The 24980-nt window shown below is 69.9% G+C and carries 23 protein-coding genes; 14 read left to right on the top strand and 9 right to left on the bottom strand.

Translation table 11 applies throughout. The features are described from left to right. Positions 1-74: 74 nt before the first annotated feature. Positions 75-1004, bottom strand: coding sequence for a carbohydrate kinase (locus OG584_RS27195; RefSeq protein WP_405781690.1), 930 nt, complete (start codon positions 1002-1004; stop codon positions 75-77). A gap of 122 nt (positions 1005-1126) precedes the next feature. On the opposite strand from OG584_RS27195, the gene OG584_RS27200 reads away from it, so the two are divergent. The 11 genes from OG584_RS27200 (at position 1127) to pgi (ending at position 12561) form a co-directional block, all read left to right on the top strand. Beyond that, positions 1127-1549 carry a Rieske (2Fe-2S) protein gene (locus OG584_RS27200; protein ID WP_405781691.1) on the top strand — a complete coding sequence of 141 codons (423 nt, stop codon included), beginning with the start codon at positions 1127-1129 and terminating at the stop codon, positions 1547-1549. Positions 1550-1601: 52 nt separating this feature from the next. Continuing rightward, positions 1602-3581 (top strand): excinuclease ABC subunit UvrC, encoded by a 1980-nt coding sequence (uvrC, locus tag OG584_RS27205; RefSeq protein WP_405781693.1) that lies wholly within the window; start codon positions 1602-1604, stop codon positions 3579-3581. Next, entirely contained in the window at positions 3574-4518 is a 945-nt protein-coding gene (gene rapZ / locus OG584_RS27210; RefSeq protein WP_405781695.1) for an RNase adapter RapZ, read from the top strand. Before uvrC ends, rapZ begins: the two co-directional genes overlap by 8 nt. After that, positions 4515-5543 (top strand): uridine diphosphate-N-acetylglucosamine-binding protein YvcK, encoded by a 1029-nt coding sequence (gene yvcK / locus OG584_RS27215; RefSeq protein ID WP_405781696.1) that lies wholly within the window; start codon positions 4515-4517, stop codon positions 5541-5543. The genes rapZ and yvcK overlap by 4 nt, the downstream gene beginning before the upstream one ends. Then, positions 5534-6523, top strand: a complete 990-nt coding sequence (whiA, locus tag OG584_RS27220; RefSeq protein WP_405781698.1) for a DNA-binding protein WhiA — start codon at positions 5534-5536, stop codon at positions 6521-6523. Before yvcK ends, whiA begins: the two co-directional genes overlap by 10 nt. 266 nt (positions 6524-6789) lie before the next feature. Further along, positions 6790-7794, top strand: a complete 1005-nt coding sequence (gene gap / locus OG584_RS27225) for a type I glyceraldehyde-3-phosphate dehydrogenase (RefSeq protein WP_405781700.1) — start codon at positions 6790-6792, stop codon at positions 7792-7794. Between the two features lie 107 nt (positions 7795-7901). Further along, complete coding sequence (locus OG584_RS27230; protein WP_405781701.1) at positions 7902-9113, top strand: phosphoglycerate kinase; 1212 nt, start codon at positions 7902-7904, stop codon at positions 9111-9113. An 8-nt stretch (positions 9114-9121) separates the two neighbouring features. Then, on the top strand, positions 9122-9907 hold the full coding sequence (tpiA, locus tag OG584_RS27235) for a triose-phosphate isomerase (protein ID WP_405781702.1): 786 nt from the start codon (positions 9122-9124) through the stop codon (positions 9905-9907). Positions 9908-10012: 105 nt separating this feature from the next. Beyond that, positions 10013-10249 carry a preprotein translocase subunit SecG gene (gene secG, locus OG584_RS27240; protein WP_343235085.1) on the top strand — a complete coding sequence of 79 codons (237 nt, stop codon included), beginning with the start codon at positions 10013-10015 and terminating at the stop codon, positions 10247-10249. 133 nt (positions 10250-10382) lie between these two features. Continuing rightward, positions 10383-10718 carry an RNA polymerase-binding protein RbpA gene (locus OG584_RS27245; protein WP_164263395.1) on the top strand — a complete coding sequence of 112 codons (336 nt, stop codon included), beginning with the start codon at positions 10383-10385 and terminating at the stop codon, positions 10716-10718. A 187-nt stretch (positions 10719-10905) separates the two neighbouring features. After that, complete coding sequence (gene pgi / locus OG584_RS27250; RefSeq protein ID WP_405784309.1) at positions 10906-12561, top strand: glucose-6-phosphate isomerase; 1656 nt, start codon at positions 10906-10908, stop codon at positions 12559-12561. Between the two features lie 91 nt (positions 12562-12652). On the opposite strand, the gene pgl is transcribed toward pgi, so the two are convergent. Genes pgl through tkt form a run of 5 tightly spaced genes read right to left on the bottom strand, consistent with a single transcriptional unit; the run spans position 12653 to position 19234 of the window. Continuing rightward, complete coding sequence (gene pgl, locus OG584_RS27255; protein WP_405781704.1) at positions 12653-13435, bottom strand: 6-phosphogluconolactonase; 783 nt, start codon at positions 13433-13435, stop codon at positions 12653-12655. After that, entirely contained in the window at positions 13432-14469 is a 1038-nt protein-coding gene (gene opcA / locus OG584_RS27260; protein ID WP_405781706.1) for a glucose-6-phosphate dehydrogenase assembly protein OpcA, read from the bottom strand. The genes pgl and opcA overlap by 4 nt, the downstream gene beginning before the upstream one ends. Then, positions 14466-15989 (bottom strand): glucose-6-phosphate dehydrogenase, encoded by a 1524-nt coding sequence (gene zwf / locus OG584_RS27265; protein ID WP_405781708.1) that lies wholly within the window; start codon positions 15987-15989, stop codon positions 14466-14468. The genes opcA and zwf overlap by 4 nt, the downstream gene beginning before the upstream one ends. Positions 15990-15993: 4 nt before the next feature. Next, entirely contained in the window at positions 15994-17112 is a 1119-nt protein-coding gene (gene tal, locus OG584_RS27270) for a transaldolase (RefSeq protein WP_405781709.1), read from the bottom strand. A 34-nt stretch (positions 17113-17146) separates the two neighbouring features. Further along, a complete protein-coding gene (gene tkt / locus OG584_RS27275) occupies positions 17147-19234 on the bottom strand; it encodes a transketolase (RefSeq protein WP_405781711.1) in 2088 nt (695 codons plus the stop codon). A 332-nt stretch (positions 19235-19566) separates the two neighbouring features. Here tkt and OG584_RS27280 point away from each other — a divergent pair, with 332 nt between their 5' ends. The 3 genes from OG584_RS27280 (at position 19567) to OG584_RS27290 (ending at position 22145) form a co-directional block, all read left to right on the top strand. Then, positions 19567-20520: a heme o synthase gene (locus tag OG584_RS27280; protein ID WP_405781712.1), complete on the top strand. Its 954-nt coding sequence runs from the start codon at positions 19567-19569 to the stop codon at positions 20518-20520. 106 nt (positions 20521-20626) lie between these two features. Continuing rightward, on the top strand, positions 20627-20992 hold the full coding sequence (locus tag OG584_RS27285) for a hypothetical protein (RefSeq protein WP_405781714.1): 366 nt from the start codon (positions 20627-20629) through the stop codon (positions 20990-20992). A 67-nt stretch (positions 20993-21059) separates the two neighbouring features. Continuing rightward, a complete protein-coding gene (locus OG584_RS27290) occupies positions 21060-22145 on the top strand; it encodes an amidohydrolase (RefSeq protein WP_405781715.1) in 1086 nt (361 codons plus the stop codon). Positions 22146-22163: 18 nt separating this feature from the next. On the opposite strand, the gene OG584_RS27295 is transcribed toward OG584_RS27290, so the two are convergent. The 3 genes from OG584_RS27295 to OG584_RS27305 all read right to left on the bottom strand — a co-directional run bounded on the left by OG584_RS27295 (position 22164) and on the right by OG584_RS27305 (position 24973). Next, positions 22164-23162 (bottom strand): COX15/CtaA family protein, encoded by a 999-nt coding sequence (locus tag OG584_RS27295; protein WP_405781717.1) that lies wholly within the window; start codon positions 23160-23162, stop codon positions 22164-22166. Positions 23163-23282: 120 nt separating this feature from the next. Beyond that, the gene (locus OG584_RS27300; protein ID WP_405781718.1) at positions 23283-24050 is read right to left on the bottom strand and encodes an ABC transporter permease; all 768 of its coding nucleotides are present in this window, start codon (positions 24048-24050) and stop codon (positions 23283-23285) included. Continuing rightward, positions 24047-24973, bottom strand: coding sequence for an ABC transporter ATP-binding protein (locus OG584_RS27305; protein ID WP_405781720.1), 927 nt, complete (start codon positions 24971-24973; stop codon positions 24047-24049). Before OG584_RS27305 ends, OG584_RS27300 begins: the two co-directional genes overlap by 4 nt. Between the last annotated feature and the right edge of the window lie 7 nt (positions 24974-24980).

Consider the following 24980-nt stretch of genomic DNA (forward strand, 5'->3'; position numbering starts at 1 on the left):
TGCCGCCGCTCCGGCCTGGACCGGCTGCCGCTGCTCGGCGCACGTGACCAGGGCGGGCATAGTGCAAGGACCCCTTATGCGGGGTGCTCAGCCAGCTCCCAGGCGTACGGCGGCTGGGCGCCCGTCCGGGAGCAGGTCAGTGCGGCCGACCGGGCCGCGAACCCCAGGACCTGAGTCCAGTCGTCCCCGGACAGTGCGGCCGTCGCGGTGGCCGACAGCGCGTCCCGCTCCGCGAGACTGTGCAGCAGCGCCGCATTGACCGTGTCGCCGGCGCCGATCGTGTCCACCACATCGACCGCCGCACCTGGGACCGCGTACTCGCCGCCCGCCCTGGTCCGTACGGTCAGGCCATCGCCGCCGTGCGTGACCACGACCGCCTCCGGCCCCGCGGCCAGCCACTCCTGCGGGGTGCCGCCGAGCCACTGCGCGTCCTCCTCCGACAGCTTCAGGAGGGTGACATCGGGGAGCCAGCCCCTGAAGCGCTTCCGGTAGGCGTCCCCGTCCTGGATGAGGCCCGCCCTGATGTTCGGGTCCAGCAGAGTGAACACCCCCCGCGCCGATTCCCGCCGCAGCAGCGCCTCGTACGCGCTCGCACCCGGTTCGAGGACCAGCGAACAGGTGCCCAGGGACAACGCCCGCACATCGGACGGGAGTTGTTCCGGGAGTTCGAAGAGCCGGTCCGCGCTGCCCTCCGCGTAGAAGCCGTATCCCGCGGACCCGTCGTCGCCCAGGGCCGCCACGGCGAGGGTCGTGGGCTCCGGACCCCGCTGCACCAGCGAGACATCCACCCCGGCCGTCCGCAGCCCGTCGAGGAGCGCCTCACCGAAGCCGTCGGTCGACACCCGCGAACAGAATCCGACCCGCGCGCCCAGCCGCCCGAGGGCGACAGCCGTGTTGTACGGGCCGCCACCCAGCCGTGGCAGCAGTGCGGGCAGGGGCTCGCCCGGTGCGGCGGCATCCTGCGGCACCAGGTCGATCAGGGACTCTCCGGCGACGGTGATCACAGATCCCGAACGTAGCCGAAGTTCCCTGGCCCGTAAACGCCGCAAACGCCGCCTGCGGCAACGGAGATCTCCCCCGGTATGGTCGGTTCCGTCGCTGATGCCTGCTGAACAGTGGAGCCCCCATGTCAGGTCTGCCCCCCGCCCGTCGTTCCGTCCTCATGGGAGCCGCGCTGGCCGGTGCCGCGGGGCTCGGGCTCACCGCGTGTTCGGGCGGGTCCGGCACCTCCACGGGACCGGACAAGCCCGTCGACCTGGGAGCCGCCGACGCGGTGCCGGTCGGGGGAGTCAAGTACTACCGGGACCAGTTCCTGATCGTGACCCGGCCGAGCGCCGACGAGTACAAGGCGCTCTGGTCACGCTGCACCCACCAGAACTGCCCGCTGCAGAAGATCGAGGGGAAGGTCGGCATCTGCCCCTGCCACGGCAGCCACTTCGACGTCACGACCGGCAAGGTGCTGCAGGGCCCCGCCGAGCGCCCGCTCCACGACGTGCAGGTCAAGGTGGTGGGCGGAAAGCTGATCGCGGGCCCCGGCAAGAAGGCCTGACGTCACCCGCGGTGACTCCGCGCTGTCAGTCACCGCCAGTAGGGTGGGAGGCATGGCAGACCCCTCCAGCTACCGCCCCAAGCCGGGACAGATCCCCGACTCCCCGGGGGTCTACAAATTCCGCGACGAGCACCGCCGGGTGATCTACGTCGGCAAGGCGAAGAGCCTGCGCCCGCGCCTCTCCTCGTACTTCCAGGACCTGGCCAACCTCCACCCGCGGACCCGCACCATGGTCACCACGGCCGCATCCGTGGAGTGGACCGTGGTCTCCACCGAGGTCGAGGCGCTGCAGCTCGAATACTCGTGGATCAAGGAGTTCGACCCCCGTTTCAACGTCAAGTACCGGGACGACAAGAGCTATCCGTCCCTCGCCGTGACGCTGAACGAGGAGTTCCCCCGGGTGCAGGTGATGCGCGGCCCCAAGAAGAAGGGCGTGCGCTACTTCGGTCCTTACGGCCACGCCTGGGCCATCCGGGAGACCGTCGACCTGATGCTCCGCGTCTTCCCCGTACGCACCTGCTCGGCCGGAGTGTTCAAGCGCTCCGCCCAGATCGGCCGCCCCTGCCTCCTCGGCTACATCGGCAAGTGCTCGGCTCCCTGCGTCGGCCGTGTCACCCCCGATGAGCACCGCGAACTGGCCGAGGAGTTCTGCGACTTCATGGCCGGCCGTACCGGCGCGTACATCCGCCGCATCGAGCGGGAGATGCGGGAGGCGGCCGACGAGATGGAGTACGAGCGGGCCGGCAGGCTCCGCGACGACATAGAGGCGCTCAAGCGCGCCCTGGAGAAGAACGCGGTCGTCTTCAACGACGCGACCGACGCGGATCTGATCGCCGTCGCCGAGGACGAGCTGGAGGCCGCCGTCCAGATCTTCCACGTCAGGGGCGGCCGGGTCCGCGGCCAGCGCGGCTGGGTGACGGACAAGGTCGAGGCCGTGGAGACCTCCGGCCTCGTCGAGCACGCGCTCCAGCAGCTGTACGGGGACGAGAAGGGCGAGGGCGTGCCCAAGGAGGTTCTGGTCCCGGCGCTGCCCGAGCAGACCGACGCCGTCAGCCAGTGGCTCGCCGACCGGCGTGGCTCGCATGTCTCCCTGCGCATCCCGCAGCGCGGTGACAAGAAGGACCTGATGGCGACCGTCCAGCGCAATGCCCAGCAGGCGCTGGTCCTGCACAAGACGAAGCGTGCGTCCGACCTCACCACCCGCTCCCGGGCACTGGAGGAGATCGCCGGCGCGCTCGGTCTCGACAGCGCGCCGCTGCGGATCGAGTGCTACGACATCTCGCACCTGCAGGGCGACGACGTCGTGGCATCGATGGTGGTCTTCGAGGACGGCCTGGTCCGCAAGGGGGAGTACCGCCGCTTCCAGATCAAGACCTTCGAGGGCCAGGACGACGTCCGGTCCATGCACGAGGTGATCACCCGGCGCTTCCGCCGTTATCTCCAGGAGAAGGAGCGGACGGGGGAGTGGACCGAGGAGCAGACCGCCGAGGCCTGCGAGGAGGACGGGCGGCCCAAGCGTTTCGCCTACCCGCCCCAGCTGGTGGTGGTCGACGGCGGGCAACCCCAGGTGGCGGCCGCGAAACGTGCTCTCGACGAGCTCGGTATCGACGATGTCGCCGTCTGCGGACTGGCCAAGCGCCTGGAGGAGGTCTGGCTCCCGGACGACGACGATCCGGTGGTCCTGCCCCGGTCCAGCGAGGGGCTCTACCTCCTCCAGCGGGTGCGCGACGAGGCTCACCGGTTCGCCATCACCTACCAGCGGGCGAAGCGGGCCAAGCGCTTCAAGGCGGGCCCGCTCGACTCCGTCGCGGGACTGGGCGAGACCAGGAAACAGGCGCTGCTCAAGCACTTCGGCTCGGTCAAGAAGCTGAAGCAGGCCACAATTGAGCAGATCTGCGAAGTGCCCGGCATAGGCCGCACGACGGCCGAGGCGGTGGCCGTGGCGCTCGCCGCGGCGGCCCCGGCCGCACCTGCCGTGAACACGGCAACAGGAGAGATCATGGAAGACGACGGGGGCACCACGGATGAATGACGAGCAGGAACGGGACGGAGCACACGTGAGTACGGGCAGCGCGGGCACGGGGACACCGGCCGAGGCCGCGGAAACGGCCATTCCGGAGCTGGTGATCATCTCCGGGATGTCCGGCGCCGGACGCTCCACAGCGGCGAAGTGCCTGGAGGACCTCGGCTGGTTCGTCGTCGACAACCTCCCGCCCGCGCTGATCCCCACCATGGTGGAGCTCGGCGCCCGCTCGCAGGGCAATGTGGCCCGTATCGCCGTGGTGGTCGACGTACGCGGCCGCCGCTTCTTCGACAACCTCCGCCAGTCCCTCGCCGACCTGGCGGCCAAGCAGGTCACCCGGCGTATCGTCTTCCTGGAGTCGTCCGACGACACGCTCGTGCGCCGCTTCGAGTCGGTCCGCCGACCGCACCCCCTCCAGGGCGACGGCCGGATCACCGACGGCATCGCAGCCGAGCGCAACCTGCTGCGCGAGCTGCGCGGGGACGCGGACCTGGTGATCGACACCTCCAGCCTCAACGTGCACGAACTGCGGGCCAAGATGGACGCCCAGTTCGCCGGTGACGAGGAGCCCGAGCTGCGGGCGACCGTGATGTCGTTCGGCTACAAGTACGGGCTGCCGGTCGACGCCGACCTCGTCGTCGACTGCCGGTTCCTGCCCAATCCGCACTGGGTCCCCGAGCTGCGCCCCTTCACCGGCCTCAACGAGGAGGTGTCCGCGTACGTCTTCAACCAGCCGGGCGCCAAGGAGTTCCTCGACCAGTACAGCGAACTGCTCCAGATCATCGCCACCGGCTACCGCCGCGAGGGCAAGCGGTACGTGACCATCGCCGTCGGCTGCACCGGCGGCAAGCACCGGTCCGTCGCGATGTCCGAGAAGCTCGCCGCCCGGCTGGCTTCGGAAGGGATCGAGACGGTGCTCGTCCACCGCGACATGGGGCGCGAGTGACGAGCCGCAGCACTCCCAAGCTGCGGCGCGTACGGCTGGTACCCGGCCGCACCCGCCGCGGCACCCAGCCGAAGGTCGTCGCGCTGGGCGGCGGGATGGGGCTGTCGGCCTCCCTCGCCGCGCTCCGCCGGATCACCGGGGACCTGACCGCCGTGGTGACCGTCGCCGACGACGGCGGCTCCAGCGGCCGGCTCCGTGAGGAGCTGGGGGTGCTGCCGCCCGGCGACCTGCGCAAGGCGCTCGCAGCGCTCTGCGGGGACGACGACTGGGGCCAGACATGGGCCCGCGTCATCCAGCACCGCTTCCAGTCCAAGGGCGAGCTGCACGAGCACGCGGTCGGCAACCTGCTGATCGTCGCCCTGTGGGAGCAGCTCGGTGACCATGTGCAGGCACTGGATCTGGTCGGCAAGCTGCTCGGCGCGCACGGCAGGGTGCTGCCGATGTCCGCCGTGCCGCTGGAGCTCCAGGCGCTGGTCCGCGGCCATGACCCGAGCCGTCCGGACGACATCGACACGGTCCGCGGCCAGGCCACGGTCGCCCTCACCCCCGGCGAGGTGCAGTCCGTGCACCTCGTGCCGAACGACCCGCCGGCCGTCCCGGAGGCCGTGGCCGCCGTCCTCGACGCGGACTGGGTGGTGCTCGGTCCCGGCTCCTGGTTCTCCTCGGTGATTCCCCACCTGCTGGTGCCGGAACTGCTCGACGCGCTGATCGAGACGAAGGCCCGCAAGGTGCTCTCGCTCAATCTCGCACCGCAACCCGGTGAAACCGATGGCTTCTCACCGCAGCGTCATTTGGAGGTTTTGGCCCGACACGCCCCTAAACTCGCCATGGACGTGGTGCTTGCCGATGAGGCCGCCGTGCCCGACCGCGAGAGTCTCGCCGAAGCCGCCAAACGGCTCGGTGCGGCGGTCGAGCTGGCGCCCGTGGCCGCGCCTGACGGTTCCCCTACGCACGACAGGGAGCTGCTGGCCGCCGCGTACGACCGTATTTTTCGGATGCATGGAAGGATCGGCCCATGGCGATGACGGCAGCGGTGAAGGACGAAATTTCCCGGCTCCCCGTCACCCGGACCTGCTGCAGGAAGGCGGAGGTCTCGGCGATTCTTCGGTTCGCCGGCGGTCTGCACCTGGTGAGCGGGCGGATTGTGATCGAGGCTGAGCTGGACACCGCTATGGCGGCCCGGCGGCTCAAGCGGGACATCCTGGAGATCTTCGGACACAACTCCGAACTGATCGTGATGGCACCCGGCGGTCTGCGCAGAGGCAGCCGCTACGTCGTGCGGGTGGTGGCCGGAGGCGACCAGCTGGCGCGCCAGACCGGCCTGGTGGACGGCCGCGGCCGGCCCATCCGGGGTCTGCCCCCGCAGGTGGTCTCGGGGGCCACCTGTGACGCGGAGGCGGCCTGGCGAGGCGCCTTCCTGGCCCACGGCTCGCTCACCGAGCCCGGCCGCTCCTCCTCGCTGGAGGTGACCTGCCCCGGCCCCGAGGCGGCGCTGGCCCTGGTGGGCGCGGCCCGCAGGCTCCAGATCGCCTCCAAGGCCCGTGAGGTGCGCGGTGTGGACCGGGTCGTCGTCCGGGACGGGGACGCGATCGGTGCCCTGCTCACCCGGCTCGGCGCGCACGAGTCGGTCCTGGCCTGGGAAGAGCGGCGGATGCGCCGCGAGGTCCGCGCCACGGCCAACCGCCTGGCCAACTTCGACGACGCCAACCTCCGCCGCTCGGCGCGGGCAGCCGTCGCCGCGGGAGCCCGGGTGGGGCGCGCGCTGGAGATCCTCGCCGACGAGGTGCCCGAGCACCTGGCGGCCGCGGGCAGGCTGCGGATGGAGCACAAGCAGGCGTCGCTGGAGGAGCTCGGCGCGCTCGCCGACCCGCCGCTGACCAAGGACGCCGTGGCGGGCCGCATCCGCCGGCTGCTGGCCATGGCCGACAAGCGGGCGCAGGATCTGGGGATTCCCGGAACCGAGTCCACGCTTTCCGAGGAGATGGACGACAGCCTCGTCGGCTGAGCCGCGCAATCCTGCGGAAACTCCCGCCGGGAATTCCCCGGCGTACGGCATGACGGCGCCGGTGCCCATATGGGTACCGGCACCGTCGTATGAGCCGGCGTATGTACTGGTCGGTAGGGGTGTCCGTACCGCATGTGAAATTCCGTACGGTCATGTTCGATATGACCCTGGGGCCTCTGGAGAGGTAGGGTCGAAGGCGGTCGGGGACATCCCATACATCTCGCCGTGGCGTCGAAACCCGGCGTACCAACGAGGAGATCGAGTTCGTGACGATCCGCGTAGGCATCAACGGCTTTGGCCGCATCGGTCGTAACTACTTCCGCGCGCTGCTGGAGCAGGGTGCGGACATCGAGATCGTGGCTGTCAACGACCTGGGTGACACCGCGACCACCGCGCATCTGCTGAAGTACGACACGATTCTGGGCCGTCTCAAGGCCGAGGTCTCGCACACCGCAGACACCATCACCGTTGACGGCCACACCATCAAGGTGCTGTCCGAGCGCAACCCGGCCGACATCCCCTGGGGTCAGCTCGGCGTCGACATCGTGATCGAGTCGACCGGCTTCTTCACGAAGAAGGCGGACGCCGAGAAGCACATTGCCGGCGGCGCCAAGAAGGTCCTCATCTCGGCTCCGGCCAAGGGCGAGGACATCACCATCGTGATGGGCGTCAACCAGGACAAGTACGACGCGGCCAACCACCACGTCATCTCCAACGCCTCCTGCACCACCAACTGCGTGGCGCCGATGGCCAAGGTTCTCCTGGAGAACTTCGGCATCGTCAAGGGCATGATGACGACGGTCCACGCGTACACCAACGACCAGCGCATCCTGGACTACCCGCACTCGGACCTGCGCCGCGCCCGCGCCGCCGCCGAGAACATCATTCCGACCACCACGGGTGCCGCCAAGGCCACCGCGCTGGTCATCCCGGAGCTCGAGGGCAAGCTCGACGGCATCGCGATGCGCGTCCCGGTTCCCACCGGCTCCGTGACCGACCTGGTCATCGAGCTGGAGCGCGAGGTCACCAAGGACGAGGTCAACGCCGCGTTCCAGAAGGCCTCCGAGGGCCAGCTCAAGGGCCTCCTCGACTACACCGAGGACCCGATCGTCTCCTCGGACATCGTCAACTGGCCGGCGTCCTGCACCTTCGACTCCTCCCTGACCATGGTCCAGGGCAAGAGCGTCAAGGTCATCGGCTGGTACGACAACGAGTGGGGCTACTCCAACCGCCTGGTCGACCTGACCGTCTTCGTCGGCAACCAGCTCTGATCACGGGCCGGTAGGCACCTCGATGTGAGCACGGGGCCCGGACAGCGCAACGGTGCGCGGTCCGGGCCCTGTCGCCTGTGCAGATCTTCCTAGGAGTCCAGGAACTCATGAAGACCATCGACGAACTTCTCGCCGAAGGGGTCGCGGGCAAGCGGGTATTCGTCCGCGCCGACCTCAATGTGCCGCTCTCCGGCACCACCATCACCGACGACGGGCGGATCCGCGCCGTCCAGCCGACGGTCGCCAAGCTCGCCGAGGCCGGCGCCCGTGTCGTCGTCGCCTCGCACCTGGGCCGCCCGAAGGGCGCCCCCGACCCGGCGTTCTCGCTCGCCCCCGCGGCAGCCCGCCTCGGCGAACTCCTCGGCGCCGACGTGGCGTTCGCGACCGACACGGTCGGTGAGTCCGCGAAGGCCACGGTCGCCGCGCTCACCGACGGCCAGGTCGCCGTCATCGAGAACCTCCGCTTCAACGCCGGTGAGACGTCGAAGGACGACGCCGAGCGCGGCGCCTTCGCCGACCGGCTCGCCGAGCTGGCCGACGTCTACGTCGGCGACGGCTTCGGTGCCGTGCACCGCAAGCACGCCTCGGTCTTCGACCTCCCCGCGCGCCTGCCGCACGCCGCCGGATACCTCATCGCCACCGAGGTCGGTGTCCTCAAGAAGCTGACATCGGACGTCAAGCGCCCGTACGCCGTAGTGCTCGGCGGTGCCAAGGTCTCCGACAAGCTCGCTGTCATCGACCACCTGCTGGAGCGCGCCGACCGCATCCTCATCGGCGGCGGCATGGCGTACACCTTCCTCAAGGCCCAGGGCCACGAGGTCGGCAGCTCCCTCCTCCAGGAGGACCAGATCCCGGTGGTCCTCGAATACCTGGAGCGCGCCAAGGCCAAGGGCGTGGAGTTCGTGCTCCCCGTCGACGTCGTGGTCTCCGCAGGGTTCCCCGACCTCAAGGCCAAGGAGCCGACGCACCCCGAGACGGTCCCCGCGGACGCGATCCCGGCCGGCCGGATGGGCCTGGACAACGGCCCCGAGACCAACAAGCTCTACGCATCGAAGCTCGCCGACGCGGCCACCGTCTTCTGGAACGGCCCGATGGGCGTCTTCGAGCACCCCGACTACGCCGACGGCACCCGCGCCGTCGCGCAGGCGCTCCTCGACAGCCCGGCCTTCACGGTCGTCGGCGGCGGTGACTCCGCCGCCGCGGTCCGCATCCTGGGCTTCGACGAGAACAAGTTCGGACACATCTCGACCGGTGGCGGCGCCAGCCTCGAATACCTCGAAGGCAAGACGCTTCCCGGCCTCGCCGCACTGGAGAACTGACAAACCTCATGACAAATCAGAGCACCCGCACCCCGCTGATGGCGGGCAACTGGAAGATGAACCTCAACCACCTCGAGGCCATCGCGCACGTCCAGAAGCTCTCCTTCGCGCTCACCGACAAGGATCACGCCGCCGTCGAGGTTGCGGTCCTGCCGCCCTTCGTCGACCTGCGCTCCGTGCAGACCCTCGTCGACGGCGACAAGCTGAAGATCAAGTACGGCGCCCAGGACATCTCGGCACACGACTCCGGTGCCTACACCGGTGAGATCTCCGGGCCGATGCTGGCCAAGCTGAAGTGCGCGTACGTGGCCGTCGGGCACAGCGAGCGCCGCCAGTACCACGCCGAGACCGACGAGGTCTGCAACGCCAAGGTCAAGGCGGCCTACCGGCACGGCATCACGCCGATCCTCTGTGTCGGCGAGGGCCTGGACATCCGCAAGGCGGGCCAGCAGGTCGAATACACGCTGGGCCAGCTCGACGGCGGGCTCAAGGACATCCCGGCCGGCGAGGCCGAGTCGATCGTGATCGCGTACGAGCCGGTCTGGGCCATCGGAACCGGCGAGGTCGCCACCCCCGAGGACGCCCAGGAGGTCTGCGGGGCGATCCGCGGCCGGCTGGCCGAGCTGTACTCGCAGGAGCTGGCCGACAAGGTCCGCATCCAGTACGGCGGCTCCGTCAAGTCCGGGAACGTGGCGGCGATCATGGCGCAGCCCGACGTGGACGGTGCGCTGATCGGCGGCGCCGCCCTCGACGCCGACGAGTTCGTCAAGATCGTCCGGTTCCGCGACCAGTGAGTATGCGCTAGCGCGGATCCGTCGTACCCTTGCGGGGCCGAGACGGCTGGCAACAGCCGTCCGGCCCCTTCGTCCGTTTTGAGTTCCGAGGAAGTTGGTCCAGCCGTGATTCTGGGGTTCTCGATCGCCCTGATCGTCTTCAGCCTGCTGCTGATGCTGCTGGTGCTGATGCACAAGGGAAAGGGCGGCGGCCTCTCCGACATGTTCGGTGGCGGCATGCAGTCGTCCGTCGGTGGCTCCTCGGTCGCCGAGCGCAACCTCGACCGCATCACCGTGGTGCTCGGTCTCTGCTGGTTCGCGTGCATCGTTGTGCTCGGCCTGCTGATGAAGCTGAAGAACTGACTGTCGGTACCCGCGTTCTCTCCGCGCGTAGCCCCGCGTTTCGGTGCGGGGTGTAACTCCAATCACTGGACGCGCGTTGGGCCTTACGTAGACTGGGGCATCTTCGAGCACCATCACGCAGGGAGTTACGACCGTGGCAAGTGGCAACGCGATCCGGGGAAGCCGGGTCGGAGCGGGGCCGATGGGGGAGGCCGAGCGCGGCGAGTCCGCGCCGCGCCTCCGCATCTCCTTCTGGTGCTCGAACGGGCACGAGACGCAGCCGAGCTTCGCCCACGACGCGCAGGTACCGGAGACCTGGGACTGCCCGCGCTGCGGGTTCCCGGCCGGTCAGGACAGCGACAATCCGCCGGATCCGCCGCGCACCGAGCCGTACAAGACCCACCTCGCGTACGTCCGCGAGCGGCGCAGCGACGAGGACGGCGAAGCGATCCTCGCCGAGGCCCTCGCGAAACTGCGGGGCGAAATCTAGACCTGTGAAATCCGGCCGGACCCATTCGGGTGTCCGGCCGGACTGCGTGGTGCCCGGTGTGCGGCCTCGGTGGGGACGCCCGTGAGCCCGGGGGCCGTTGGTCGCGGCGCTCGCCCGCCGGATCAATTAGGTTGGACGGGCAGCGGGGCATGTACGCAGGTACGAGAAGAATGGACTGATGTCCGAGATGAACGCAGAAAGCCGTACCAGGCTCAACCAGATGCCCGAGTGGACCGCTCTGGGCAAGCACCGGGAGCAGCTGGGCGACACGCGTCTGCGGGAGCTGTTCGACAGGGACCCGGCGCGGGGGAGCACCTACACCCTCCGGGTGGGCGATCTGTATCTCGACTACTCCAAGCACCTGGTGACCGACGAGACGCTCGGCCTGCTCAGGGAGCTGGCCGCGGCCGCCGGGGTCGCCGGGCTGCGTGACGCGATGTTCCGCGGCGAGAAGATCAACACCACCGAGGACCGCGCGGTGCTCCACACCGCACTCCGCGCCCCGCGCGGCGCGGTCGTCGAGGTGGACGGGGAGAACGTCGTGCCCGCGGTGCACGCCGTGCTCGACAAGATGGCCGCCTTCTCCGACAAGGTGAGGTCGGGGGAGTGGACCGGGCACACCGGCAAGCGCATCAGAACCGTCGTCAACATCGGCATCGGCGGCTCGGACCTGGGCCCTGCGATGGCGTACGAGGCGCTGCGCTCGTTCACCGACCGTGAGCTCCAGTTCCGGTTCGTCTCGAACGTCGACGGCGCCGATCTGCACGAGGCCGTAAGGGACTTGGACCCGGCGGAGACGCTCTTCGTCATCGCCTCCAAGACCTTCACCACCATCGAGACCATCACCAACGCGACCTCGGCGCGCAACTGGCTCCTGACGAATCTGCGGGCCGGTCAGGAAGCGGTGGCCAAGCACTTCGTGGCGCTGTCGACGAACGCGGAGAAGGTCGCGGACTTCGGTATCGACACGGACAACATGTTCGAGTTCTGGGACTGGGTCGGCGGCCGGTACTCCTACGACTCGGCGATCGGCCTCTCGCTGATGATCGCGATCGGACCCGGGCGCTTCCGGGAGATGCTCGGTGGTTTCCACCAGGTCGACGAGCACTTCCGTACCGCGCCGCCCGAGGAGAACGTCCCGCTCCTGCTCGGCCTGCTGGGTGTCTGGTACGGCGCGTTCTTCGACGCCCAGTCGCACGCCGTCCTGCCGTACTCGCACTACCTCTCCAAGTTCACGGCCTACCTCCAGCAGCTGGACATGGAGTCCAACGGCAAGTCCGTCGACCGTGACGGCAATCCGGTCGACTGGCAGACGGGCCCCGTGGTCTGGGGGACTCCCGGCACCAACGGCCAGCACGCGTACTACCAGTTGCTGCACCAGGGCACGAAGATCATCCCCGCTGACTTCATCGGGTTCGCCAAGCCCGTAGAGGACCTGATCGCGGGGCTCGAAGTGCAGCACGACCTCCTCATGGCGAACTTCTTCGCCCAGACCCAGGCGCTGGCCTTCGGCAAGACGCCCGACGAGGTACGGGCCGAGGGTGTCGCCGAGGAGCTGGTGCCGCACAAGACGTTCCGCGGCAACCACCCCACGTCGACGATCCTCGCCGACGCGCTCACCCCCTCCGTCCTCGGGCAGCTGATCGCGCTCTACGAGCACAAGGTCTTCGTCCAGGGCGCCATCTGGAACATCGACTCGTTCGACCAGTGGGGCGTCGAGCTCGGCAAGGTACTCGCCAAGAAGATCGAGTCCGTCCTCACCGGCGGCCGGGGCGGCGCCGACCTGGACAGTTCCACCGCCACACTCGTCGACACCTACCGCGCGCTGCGGGCCAAGCAGTAGCCGCACCCGACAGCACCTGCCGACGCACGAAGGACCGGCCCGTACCCCCTCAGCAGGGGTGCGGGCCGGTCCTCTCCGTGTTCCGCCCGTGTCAGGCCGTGGCCGGCGGGTAGAGCTGGGGCGGCAGCTGCGAGGCGGCCGCCGTGTCGAGGAGCCACAGCGTCCTGCTGCGGCCCCGGGCACCCGCGGCCGGGGCCTGGACCTCCCCGGTCCCCGACAGTGCGAGAGCCGCGGCGCCCGCCTTGTCCTCGCCCGCCGCGAGCAGCCACACCTCGCGTGCGGCCCGGATGGCGGGCAGCGTCAGTGACAGCCGGGTGGGCGGCGGCTTGGGGGCTCCGTGCACACCCACGACGGTGCGCACGGACTCCCGTACGGCCGGGAGCTCCGGGAAGAGCGAGGCCACATGCGCGTCCGGCCCCACCCCCAGCATCAGCACATCGAACGCCGGCACGTCACCGTGGTCCTCCGGACCCGCGGCGGCGGCCAGCTCCGCCGCGTAGGCAGCGGCAGCCGCCTCGACATCGCTGCCGTACGGCCCGTCCGACGCGGCCATGGCGTGCACCCGCTCGGGGGCCACACCCACCGAGTCGAGCAGCGCCGCCCTTGCCTGGGTGACATTCCGCTCCGGATCGCCTTCCGGCAGGAAGCGTTCGTCGCCCCACCAGAGATCGATCCGGGACCAGTCGACGGCGTCCCGCGCGGGCGCCCCGGCGAGGGCCGCGAGCAGCCCGTTGCCGTTGCGCCCGCCGGTGAGTACCACCGAGGCCGAGCCGCGGGCGGCCTGGGCGTCCACGATCTTCGTGATCAGCCGGGCCGCCGCGGCCTGTGCCATCAGCTCCTTGTCGCGGTGGACGACGAGCTGCGGCGCACTCACTTCGAGGCCGCCTTCTTCGCGGGTGCCTTCTTCGCCGCGGGGGCGGCCTTTCCGGACTTGTCCGCTGCTTCATCGGCGGGAGCCCCGTTGCCGGACTGCTTCGGCGAGGGCGTGACCAGCCGGTCGACGCCGTACTTCAGCGACGCCGCGTACGTGTCGTCCGGGTCCAGCCTGCGCAGCTCCTCGGCGAGCAGCTCCGAGGTCTCCCGGCGCTTCAGCGCCACCGCGCGGTCCGGCTGGCCCTCCATGCAGAGCGTGGCGAGCGAACCGTCGGGCCGGTCCAGCACGATCTCACCGTGGTCCGTCTGCATCCGTACGGCCGTGAGACCCGGGCCGGACGAGACGGAACGGGTCACCGGCACGTCCAGCCGGTCGGCGAGCCACATCGCGAGCAGTTCGCAGCTCGGATTGAACTCCTCGCCCTCCACCTCGGCGCCCTTCACCCGGCTCGGCACCTGGTCCAGTGCCGCGGCGAGCATCGAGCGCCAGGGGGTGATGCGCGACCACGCCAGGTCGGTGTCGCCCGGCGTGTAGGTGTCGGCGCGGCCCGAGAGCTCGGCGATGGGCTGCTCCGAGGCGTAGGAGTCGGTGACACGCCGCTGGCCCAGCGCACCGAGCGGGTCCTTCGCGGGGTCGAGCGGCGAGTTCACCGGCCACCAGACCACCACGGGAGCGTCCGGCAGCAGCAGCGGCAGCACCACCGACTGCGCGTGGTGCAGCACCTCGCCGTACATCCGCAGGACGACGGTCTCGCCGCTGCCCGCGTCCGTACCGACCCGGATCTCCGCGTCGAGCCGGGCAGTGGCCCGGTCGCGGGGGGAACGGGAGACCCGCTTGACCACCACGAGGGTCCGCGAGGGGTGCTCGCGCGACGCCTCGTTGGCCGCCTTGAGCGCGTCGTAGGCATTCTCCTCGTCGGTCACGATGACGAGGGTCAGCACCATGCCGACGGCGGGGGTGCCGACGGCGCGACGCCCCTGCACCAGTGCCTTGTTGACCTTGCTGGCTGTGGTTTCCGTCAGATCGATTTTCATGGCCGACGCCAGCTCCGTCCTTCTCGTGCGAGCATTTCGTCCGCCTCGACCGGTCCCCAGGTGCCCGACTCGTACTGCGCGGGCTTTCCGTGGGTGTCCCAGAAGGCCTCGATCGGGTCGAGGATCCGCCAGGACTGCTCGACCTCCTCCAGACGCGGGAAGAGGTTCGAGTCGCCGAGCAGCACATCGAGGATGAGCCGCTCGTACGCCTCCGGGCTGGACTCGGTGAAGGACTCGCCGTACGCGAAGTCCATCGACACGTCCCGGATCTCCATCGAGGTGCCGGGCACCTTGGAGCCGAACCGCATGGTGATGCCTTCGTCGGGCTGGACGCGGATGACGATCGCGTTCTGGCCCAGCTCCTCCGTCGCCGTGTGGTCGAACGGGGAGTGCGGTGCGCGCTGGAAGACCACGGCGATCTCTGTGACACGGCGGCCCAGGCGCTTGCCGGTGCGGAGATAGAACGGGACGCCCGCCCAGCGGCGGTTGTCGATCTCCAGCCGCACCGCGGCGTAGGTGTCGGTCGTCGACTTGGGGTCGATGCCGTCTTCCTGGAGGTAGCCGACGGCCTGCTCGCCGCCCTGCCAGCCGGCCGCGTACTGACCGCGCACGGTGTCCTTGCCGAGGTCCTTGGGCAGCCTGACGGCGCCGAGCACCTTGGTCTTCTCGGCCACCAGCGCGGAGGCGTCGAAGGAGGCGGGCTCCTCCATCGCGGTCAGTGCGAGCAGCTGGAGCAGGTGGTTCTGGATGACGTCACGGGCGGCGCCGATGCCGTCGTAGTACCCGGCCCGGCCGCCGATGCCGATGTCCTCGGCCATGGTGATCTGGACATGGTCGACGTACGACCGGTTCCAGATCGGCTCGAAGAGGGTGTTGGCGAAGCGGAGCGCCAGGATGTTCTGGACGGTCTCCTTGCCGAGGTAGTGGTCGATCCGGAAGACCTCGTGCGGCGGGAAGACCTCGTGGACGACCTTGTTGAGCTCCTGTGCGCTCTTCAGGTCGTGGCCGAAGGGCTTCTCGATGACCGCGCGGCGCCAGGAGCCGTCCCGCTGGTCGGCGAGCCCGTGCTTCTTGAGCTGCTGGACGACCTTGGGGAAGAACTTGGGCGGTACGGACAGGTAGAAGGCGAAGTTGCCTCCGGTGCCCTGCTGCTTGTCCAGCTCCTCGATCGTCGACTTGAGCGTGGCGAACGCCGTGTCGTCGTCGAAGTCACCCTGGACGAAGCGCATCCCCTGGATGAGCTGCTGCCAGACCTCCTCACGGAACTGCGTCCGCGCGTGCTCCTTGACCGAGTCGTGGACGACCTGCGCGAAGTCCTCGTCCTCCCAGTCGCGGCGCGCGAACCCGATGAGCGAGAAGCCCGGCGGGAGCAGGCCGCGATTGGCCAGGTCGTAGACAGCGGGCATCAGCTTTTTACGGGACAAATCACCCGTGACGCCAAAAATGACCAGGCCCGACGGCCCCGCGATACGCGGGAGCCGTCGGTCCGCAGCGTCACGCAGCGGGTTGCTGCTTGACAAGGTTTCAGCCCTCCGAAGGGGCGAGGCGCTCGAGCTCTGCCTCAGTGGACTTGAGCAGGTCGTTCCAGGAGTCGGCGAACTTGTCGACGCCCTCCACCTCCAGGACCTGTACGACGTCGTCGTACGCGATCCCGAGCTTCTCCACGGCGTCGAGGTCGGCGCGGGCCTGCTCGTAGGTGCCGGAGACGGCGTCGCCCTTGACCTCACCATGGTCGGCGGTGGCGTCGAGCGTCGCCTCCGGCATGGTGTTCACCGTGTTGGGCGCCACCAGGTCCACGACGTACATCGTGTCCCGGTAGGCCGGGTCCTTGACGCCGGTCGAGGCCCACAGCGGACGCTGCTTGTTGGCGTGCGCCTTGTCGAGCGCGGCCCAGCGGTCGGAGGAGAAGACCTCCTCGTACGCCTGGTAGGCGAGGCGCGCGTTGGCGACGGCGGCCTTGCCCTTGAGCGCCTTGGCCTCGTCGGTGCCCAGGGCGTCGAGGCGCTTGTCGATCTCGGTGTCCACGCGGGACACGAAGAAGGAGGCGACCGAGTGGATCTTGGAGAGGTCGAGGCCGGAGGCCTTGGCCTTCTCCAGGCCCGCCAGGTAGGCGTCCATGACCGCGCGGTAGCGCTCCAGCGAGAAGATCAGCGTGACGTTGACGCTGATGCCCCGGCCGATGGTCTCGGTGATCGCAGGCAGGCCGGCCTCGGTCGCCGGGATCTTGATGAGCGTGTTCGGGCGGTCCACCAGCCAGGCGAGCTGCTTCGCCTCGGCGGCCGTGGCCTTGGTGTTGTGGGCGAGACGCGGGTCGACCTCGATCGACACGCGGCCGTCCTGGCCGTCCGTCGAGTCGAAGACCGGCCGCAGGATGTCGGCGGCGTCACGGACGTCCGCCGTCGTGATCATGCGGACGGCTTCCTCGACGGAGACCCTGCGGGTCGCGAGGTCGCTGAGCTGCTGGTCGTAACCGTCGCCCTGGGAAATGGCCTTCTGGAAGATCGACGGGTTGGTGGTGACACCCACCACGTGCTGCTGGTCGATCAGCTCGGCGAGGTTGCCGGATGTGATGCGCTTGCGCGAAAGGTCGTCGAGCCAGATCGCGACGCCTTCGTCGGAGAGGCGCTTGAGTGCGTCTGTCATGGAAATTGCATCTCCTACTTGTTGTATATAAGCGTCAGCGCGCTGCGGCTTCGAGTGATTCCCTGGCGGCCTCGGCCACCGCCTCCGGGGTGAAACCGAACTCGCGGAAGATGACCTTGGCATCGGCGGACGCGCCGAAGTGCTCCAGCGACACGATCCGTCCCGCGTCGCCCACGAAGCGGTGCCAGGTCAGACCGATACCCGCCTCGACAGCCACCCGCGCCTTGACGGCCGGCGGCAGCACCGAGTCGCGGTACGCCTGGTCCTGCTCCTCGAACCACTCGACGCACGGCATCGAGACCACCCGGGTCGGGACACCCGCGGCCTGGAGCTGCTCACGCGCCTCGACGGCGAGCTGCACCTCGGAGCCGGTGGCGATCAGGACGACATCGGGCGCGCCGCCATCGGCGTCGAACAGCACGTAGCCGCCCTTGGCCGCGTCGTCGTTCGCCTCGTACGTCGGAACACCCTGGCGGGTCAGCGCGAAGCCGTGCGGGGCACCCTTGCCGAACACCTTGGTGTAGCGCTGGAGGACCTCGCGCCAGGCGATGACGGTCTCGTTGGCGTCCGCCGGGCGGATCACGTTCAGACCGGGGATGGCACGCAGCGAGGCCAGGTGCTCCACCGGCTGGTGGGTCGGTCCGTCCTCGCCGACGCCGACCGAGTCGTGCGTCCACACGTAGGTGACCGGCAGGTGCATCAGCGCCGAGAGCCGGACGGAGTTGCGCATGTAGTCGGAGAACACCAGGAAGGTGCCGCCGTAGATACGCGTGTTCCCGTGCAGCGCGATGCCGTTCATCTCCGCGGCCATGGCGTGCTCGCGGATCCCGAAGTGGACCGTGCGGCCGTACGGGTCCGCGCCCGGCAGGGCGTTGCCCTCGGGCAGGAACGACGACGTCTTGTCGATCGTCGTGTTGTTCGAGCCGGCCAGGTCGGCGGAGCCGCCCCACAGCTCCGGGATGACACCGCCCAGCGCCTGGAGCACCTTGCCGGAAGCGGCGCGGGTGGCGAGGGACGTACCCGCCTCGAACGCGGGGAGCTCGTCCGTCCAGCCCTTGGGCAGCTCGCCCGCGCGGATCCGGTCGAACTCGGCGGCGTGCTCGGGGCTCGCGGTGCGCCAGGCGGCGAAGCCCTTCTCCCAGGCGGCCTTGGCCTCACGGCCGCGGTCACCCAGGGCGCGGGTGTGCGCGAGGACCTCGGCCGGGACGTCGAAGGACTTCTCGGGGTCGAAGCCGAGGATCTTCTTGGTCGCGGCGACCTCTTCGTCGCCGAGCGCCGAGCCGTGCGCGGCGCCGGTGTTCTGGGCGTTCGGGGCGGGCCAGGCGATGATCGAGCGCATCGCGATGAACGACGGACGCCCGGTCTCGGCCTTCGCGGCCTCGAGCGCCGCGTACAGGGCGGCCGGGTCGAGGTCGCCGTTGGCCTTCGGCGCCACACGCTGGACGTGCCAGCCGTACGCCTCGTAGCGCGCGCAGGTGTCCTCGGAGACCGCGGTCTCCGTGTCGCCCTCGATCGAGATGTGGTTGTCGTCCCACAGCAGTACGAGGTTGCCGAGCTTCTGATGGCCGGCGAGCGAGGACGCCTCGGACGAGATGCCCTCCTGGAGGCAGCCGTCGCCGGCGATCGCGAAGATGAAGTGGTCGAACGGGGAGGTGCCGGGGGCCGCCTCCGGGTCGAAGAGGCCACGCTCGTAGCGGGAGGCCATGGCCATGCCCACCGCGTTCGCGACACCCTGGCCCAGCGGCCCCGTGGTGGTCTCGACGCCGGTGGTGTGGCCGTACTCCGGGTGCCCCGGGGTCTTGGAGCCCCAGGTGCGGAACGCCTTGAGGTCGTCCAGCTCCAGGCCGAACCCGGCCAGGTAGAGCTGGGTGTAGAGGGTCAGCGAGGAGTGACCGGCCGAGAGGACGAACCGGTCACGACCGGTCCACTCGGGGTCCGCCGGGTCGTGCCGCATCACCTTCTGGAAGAGGGTGTACGCGGCCGGGGCCAGGCTCATGGCCGTACCGGGATGGCCGTTGCCGACCTTCTGTACGGCGTCCGCGGCCAGCACGCGGGCGGTGTCGACGGCCCGCTGGTCCAATTCGGTCCACGCGAGTTCAGTGGTGGTCGGCTTGGTACTCACCCTGGGTCAGGGCTCCTCTCCACATATGTAATCCCGGTTACGTTCGGTGCACCGGGCGTTGTCGAGCCTACCCCCGCAGCAACGCCCGTCTTTTCGAGTTCCCGCCGGTGGAAGGCAGACACTTCCCAGGGTGCGGGCGTTGCTGCGGATTCGCCCGTCGAGGCGCGCCTCTCCGCTCGGAACAGCGGCTCTTTCCGCCCGGAACAACGGGCCCAACACGACCGCACCCCCGGGGATGGCGGCGTATGGGCAACGTCTAGAGTGGCGTGGTAAGCGCAAGTCTTTACCGGCTCTTCACGGCCGGAACTTGCTGGGAACATTCTCTGTCAGGGGTGTACGTGACGGCCGTCGAGTCCCGACCCGCAGGGGTCGTCCCGACTCCCAGCCCGGGGGCCCATAGGCCGTTCGGGGCCCGCGTCAAGGCGTTTGTGGCGCTGACAAAGCCGCGGATCATCGAACTGCTGCTGATCACCACCGTTCCGGTGATGTTCCTCGCCGAGCAGGGCGTGCCCAATCTGTGGCTGGTCCTTGCGACTTGCCTCGGCGGTTATCTCTCCGCCGGCGGTGCCAACGCGTTCAACATGTACATCGACCGCGACATCGACGCGCTCATGGACCGCACGATGCAGCGCCCGCTGGTCACCGGCATGGTCTCGCCGAAGGAATGCCTGGTCTTCGCGGTCGCGCTCGCCACCTTCTCGACGCTCTGGTTCGGGCTGCTCGTCAACTGGCTCTCGGCAGTGCTCTCGCTGGGCGCGCTCCTGTTCTACGTCGTGGTCTACACGATGATCCTCAAGCGCCGGACCTCGCAGAACATCGTCTGGGGCGGTATCGCGGGCTGTATGCCGGTGCTGATCGGCTGGTCCTCCGTCACGGACTCGATGTCGTGGGCGCCGGTCATCCTGTTCCTGGTGATGTTCTTCTGGACGCCGCCCCACTACTGGCCGCTGTCGATGCGGGTGAAGGACGACTACGCGCGTGTCGGAGTCCCGATGCTGCCCGTCATCGCCACCAACCAGGTCGTGGCCAAGCAGATCGTCATCTACAGCTGGGCGATGGTCGTCGTCTCGCTGCTGCTCACCCCGCTCGGCTACACGGGCTGGTTCTACACGGTGGTGGCCGTGCTCGCCGGGGCCTTCTGGCTCCGGGAGGCGCACGCGCTGCGCGGCCGGGCCAGGAGCGGCGTCACCGGGGCGAAGCTCAAGGAGATGCGGCTCTTCCACTGGTCCATCACTTATGTGTCGCTGCTCTTCGTGGCGGTCGCCGTGGACCCCTTCCTGCGGTAGTCCCGTCCAGAGGCGGATCTCCGGGCCACTGCGGCTTCGTGCGCAGTGGCCCGAGTCATGTCACCTGTCCGTCGCGCCCACTGCTACCCGCGAGTAGCATGCGGCCATGGCAGATACGCAGGTTGACGAGAAGCAGGTTGACGAGAAGCAGGACGCCAGGGCCGAGCGCAAGGTCGCCGGGCTCGCCCGGCGGATCGAGGCCTTCGGCCGGGAGCACGGCGGCACCGAGGCGCAGGTCGCGTACATCGGGGAGCGGGGCGCCCGCATCGTGCTGGTGGGTGAGGACGGCGGCTGGGGCGACCTGGTGGCGCCCTCGTACGCCATGGCGCAGAGCGCGGTGGAGAAGGCGGGGGTCACCGTCCACGAGTCCTTCGACGGCGAGTTCGCGGCCAAGGTCCGCACCGGCCCGTACGAGTGGAAGCGGATGGCGGGCATCCAGCTCGGCGGAGCCGGAGCCGGAGCCGGGGCCTGAGGGCAACACCTGAGGGCGGGTTCAGCCGTTAGGGCTGAAGGAGAACAGCCCGAAGCGGAGGCCCCGGATGATCGAGACACCATGCCTGGTGGACCAGTACTGCCACGGCGTGCTCCGCACCGAGCTCGGTCTCGGCACCTTCGAGGCGCACCTCGGCAGGACCCCGGGGCCGCCCGCTCCGGGCACCACCTTCTTCGACACCCAGACCGGTTTCGCCGTGCGCCGCTGGTGCCCGCCGCTCCTCGGCCTCGAACCGCACTGCGCCCCGGCGCACTACCTCGCCCGCCGCCGGGAACTCGGCGTGCTGGAAGTGGGGAGACGGCTGCTGCGCGGCAGCGGGATCACCACTTATCTGGTGGACACCGGACTGCCCGGAGACCTCACGGGGCCGGCCGAGACCGGGGCGGCCGGCGGCGCCGACGCACATGAGATCGTCCGGCTCGAACTCCTGGCGGAGCAGGTGGCCGACACCTCCGGCACCGTGGAGTCCTTCCTCGCCAATCTGGCCGAGGCGGTGCACGGCGCGGCCGGTTCCGCCGTGGCCTTCAGCTCGGTCGCCTCCGTACGGCACGGACTCGCGCTGGAGCCCGACCCGCCGGGGCCCGGCGAGGTGCGCGGCGCAGCCGGGCGCTGGCTCGCAGACCGCCAGGTGGGCGGCAGCCTCACCGATCCGGTGCTCCTGCGCCATCTGCTGTGGAACGCTCTCGCGTCCGGCCGCCCGCTCCAGCTGCACATCGGGGCGGGCGACCCGATGCTGCTGGCCGACTTCATCGTCGCGGCGACCGGGCTCGGTACCGATCTGGTGCTGCTGCACGGTTATCCGTACCACCGGCAGGCGGCACACCTGGCGAGCATCCATCCGCATGTGTACGCCGACCTCGGCCCGGCGCTGGCCCATACGGGCGGGCGGGCGGCCGCCGTGCTCGCGGAGATCCTGGAGCTCGCGCCCTTCGGGAAGCTGCTGTTCTCCAGCGGCGCCCGCGGTCTGCCCGAACTGCACGTGGTGCGCGCGCGGGTGTTCCGGGACGCGCTGGGCCGCGCGCTGGGCGGCTGGGTCGACGACGGAGCCTGGTCGCACGCGGACGCGACACGGGTCGCCGCGATGATCGCGGCAGGAAACGCCCACCGTGTCTACGGTCTCGAACCGGTCTGACGGGGGCCGGGGTGGGGATCAGACGGCTGTGAGCGCCGGGTCCTCGGACTGCGCCGGGATTCCCGCACCGCTGTGCGGCCGCTCGCGGAGCGACAGCAGCACCCTCATCACACCGATCCACACCAGCGTCGCGCCGAACATGTGCAGCCCGACCAGGATTTCCGGCGTGTGGGTGAAGTACTGGATGTAGCCGATCACGCCCTGGGCCATCAGGATCAGGAAGAGGTCACGGGCCCGGTGCAGCGGTCCGGCCGGTGCGTCGACGGCCTTCAGTACGAACCAGAGCGCCGCGGTGAGCGCCACCACGACCCAGGCGAAGTCGGCGTGCAGCTGCGCGATCATCGACCAGTCCACCGGGATGCGCTCCACCTCGCTGGAGTCGCCCGCGTGCCGGCCCGCTCCGGAGACGACGGTGCCGACCGCGATCAGCGCCCCCGCCGCGATCACGAGCAGCCAGGTCAGCTGGACGACCGCCTTGCCCACCAGGGGGCGGGGCGCTTCGTCGCCCTCGCGCACCCGCTGCCAGGTCAGCACGGCGACCGTGATCAGTGCGGTGGACAGCAGGAAGTGCGCGGCCACGGTGTACGGGTTGAGGCCGACCAGCACCACGACGCCGCCCAGCACCGCGTTGCCCATGACCACCCAGAACTGTGCCCAGCCGAGCCGGGTCACGGAGCGGCGCCACGGCTTGGCCGAGCGGGCCGCGATGATCGCCCAGCCGACCGCCGCGCACAGCACGTACGTGAGCATCCGGTTGGAGAACTCGATGGCGCCGTGGAAGCCCATCTCGCTGGTCGCCGTGAGGCTCTGGTCGGTGCACTTGGGCCAGGTCGGGCAGCCGAGCCCGGAGCTGGTCAGCCTGACCGCGCCGCCGGTCACGACGATGACCACCGTCATCACCAGGGCGACGAGCGCCGCGCGCCGGACGGTCCGGGGGTCCGGCGTCCAGCGGTCGGCGATGAAGGCGAGCGGATTGCGCACGGCGCCAACAGCTTCGGCGCGGGTCAGTTTCGGCACGGAGACATCGTAGGCCGGGCGCTTGTGCGTACTTTCACGAGGGGGCGCTTTCCCGCCGGACCGGGCGAACCGGACCTGCCGGGCGGCGGCCGCCCCGTCGGCGCGCCCCCGGCGGGGCGGTTACTCCCAGCGGAAGAAACGGGCGGCCGCTCCCAGCCCGAGCACCGCCCACACCGCGAGGATGCCCAGGTCACCCCAGGGCATCGACGCGCCGTGCTGCAGGACGTCCCGCAGGCCGTCCGAGAGCGCCGAGACCGGCAGCAGCTCCAGCACGGACCTGACGCCACCGGGGAACTTGTCCATCGGCACGATCACACCGCCGCCGACCAGCAGCAGCAGGAAGACCAGATTGGCCGCGGCCAGCGTGGCCTCCGCCTTGAGTGTCCCCGCCATCAGCAGACCGAGGCCCGAGAAGGCGGCCGTACCGAGGACGAGCAGCAGGAGCACGGCGAACGGATTCCCGTGCGGCGACCAGCCCAGCAGGAGCGCGATCACGGTCAGCAGGACGGTCTGCAGGGCCTCGGTGACGATCACGGACAGGGTCTTGGAGGTCATCAGCGCCCAGCGGGGGAGCGGTGAGGCCCCGAGCCGCTTGAGTACGCCGTACCGGCGCTCGAAGCCGGTCGCGATCGCCTGACCGGTGAAGGCCGTGGACATCACGGCGAGCGCGAGGATGCCCGGGGCCAGGAAGTCCACGGACTTGCCGGCCCCCGTGTCGACGATGTCGACCGCGGAGAAGAGGACGAGCAGCAGCGACGGGATGATCACGGTCAGCAGCAGCTGCTCGCCGTTGCGCAGCAGCATCCTCGTCTCGAACGCGGTCTGCGCTGCGATCATGCGGGACAGCGGGGCGGCGCCCGGCCGCGGGGCGTACGTACCGGCGCTCATGCGCGCAGCTCCTTGCCGGTCAGTTCCAGGAAGACGTCTTCGAGGGTGTGGCGCTCGACCGCGATACGGTCCGGCAGCACGCCGTGCTGCGCGCACCAGGAGGTCACTGTGGCGAGCAGCTGGGGGTCGACCGTGCCGGTGATCCGGTAGTTCCCCGGAGTCAGCTCGGTGGCCGCCGAGCCGTCCGGGAGCGCCTTCAGCAGTGAGCCGACGTCGAGTCCGGGGCGTCCGCCGAAGCGCAGCGTGTTCTCGGCCCCGCCGCGGCAGAGCTCCTCGGGGGTCCCGTGTGCGACGGCCCGGCCCGCGTCGATGATCGCCACGTCGTCGGCGAGCTGCTCGGCCTCGTCCATGAAGTGGGTGGTGAGCACCGTCGTCACCCCGTCGGCGCGCAGCTCCCGCACGAGGTCCCAGGTCGACCTGCGGGCCTGCGGGTCGAGCCCGGCCGTCGGCTCGTCGAGGAAGACCAGTTCCGGGCGGCCCACGACCGCCATCGCGAGGGCCAGCCGCTGCTGCTGTCCGCCGGAGAGCCTGCGGTACGCCGTGCGGCCGCAGCCGTCGAGTCCGAGCCGCTCGATCAGGGCGCCGACGTCGAGCGGGTGCGCGTGGAGTCTCGCCGTGTGGCGGAGCATCTCCTCCGCGCGGGCACCCGAGTAGACGCCGCCGGACTGGAGCATCACACCGACGCGGGGGCGCAGCCGCGCCGCGTCGGCCACCGGGTCGAGGCCCAGGACACGCACGGTGCCGGAGTCGGCGCGCCGGTACCCCTCGCAGGTCTCGACCGTGGTGGTCTTGCCCGCGCCGTTGGGCCCGAGTACAGCGGTCACGGTGCCGGTACCGACGGTCAGGTCCAGGCCGTCCACCGCGGTCCTGGCGCCGTACCGCTTGACGAGGCCGCGGACCTCAACGGCGGGATCTGTGCTCATACGGGGG

Source organism: Streptomyces sp. NBC_00859, assembly GCF_045161865.1.
GTDB lineage: Bacteria > Actinomycetota > Actinomycetes > Streptomycetales > Streptomycetaceae > Streptomyces.